Source organism: Stenotrophomonas sp. PS02289 (assembly GCF_029960115.1).
Classification (GTDB): Bacteria; Pseudomonadota; Gammaproteobacteria; order Xanthomonadales; family Xanthomonadaceae; genus Stenotrophomonas.
Genome location: NZ_JASCOZ010000345.1, coordinates 1 through 872, shown reverse-complemented (window position 1 = coordinate 872; position 872 = coordinate 1). Strand labels below are relative to the sequence as shown.

1 protein-coding gene is annotated in these 872 nt (G+C 67.4%); it reads left to right on the top strand.

Features of this window, described 5'->3' with window-relative positions; all coding sequences use genetic code 11:
* Nucleotides 1–141 precede the first annotated feature (141 nt).
* Entirely contained in the window at nt 142–804 is a 663-nt protein-coding gene (locus QMX83_RS21535) for an MliC family protein (protein ID WP_282298661.1), read from the top strand.
* Nucleotides 805–872 lie beyond the last annotated feature (68 nt).

The window sequence follows — 872 nt, the reverse complement described above, 5'->3', positions numbered from 1 at the left end:
TGCCTGTGTTGGGATGCTGTCGTAGAGCCGGACTTGCCCGGCTGAGGGTGTCCGTGCGTGCCCAGCCGGGCAAGCCCGGCTCTACGTGGTCTGGACGTGGGGTGGGGCAGACTGGGGAATCTCAACAGGGCGCTGGCTCCCATGAAACGTCCCCTCTTGCTGGGCTTGGCGGCCCTTGTGCTGACTGCCTGCTCCAAGTCCGAACCCACGCCGGCTGAATCGCCGGCGCAGCCACCAGCGGCCGCGCAAGCGCCGGCTCCAGCGGTACCGGCCCCCGCCCCCGCCCCCGCGCAAGGTCCATCGTTCGACTGCAATCAGGCCAGTTCCGATGCGGAAACCCAGGTCTGCAACGATGCGGAGCTGTCAGCCTTGGATCGGCGGCTCGCTGAGCTTTACAAGGCCGCGCAGACCAGCCCGGACGAACTGGATATCGCGGCCGAGCAGCGCGGCTGGATAAAGGGGCGCGACGCCTGCTGGCAGGCGGTGGACGCGCGGCGCTGCCTGGTCGAGTCCTATCAGACACGCATTGTCGAACTGCAGATTGCGACCACGCCCGGCCCTGGACCCGCACCGGTGAACTTCGTCTGCGAGGGCAGCGACAAGCCGTTGGCGGTGACCTACTACAACGAGATCGAGCCGAACGCGGCGTTGATTCGACTGGGGCAGGACCAGGCCATTGCGTTCCTGGCTCCTGCTGCCAGCGGTGCGCGTTACACCCGCGAAGGCGTGGAATTCTGGGAGCACCAGGGCGAAGCCACGCTGGCGTTCTACGGGACCCGGTTGAGTTGCCGCAAGCCTGCGTAGAGCCACGCCCTGCGTGGCTGCACCAACGGGATCCGCCCCATGCTGTGAAGCCACGCAGGGCGTGGCTC

Excerpts from the sequence above, each read along its gene's own strand:
- QMX83_RS21535 (WP_282298661.1), top strand. The coding sequence starts at position 142 with ATGAAACGTCCCCTCTTGCTGGGCTTGGCGGCCCTTGTGCTGACTGCC.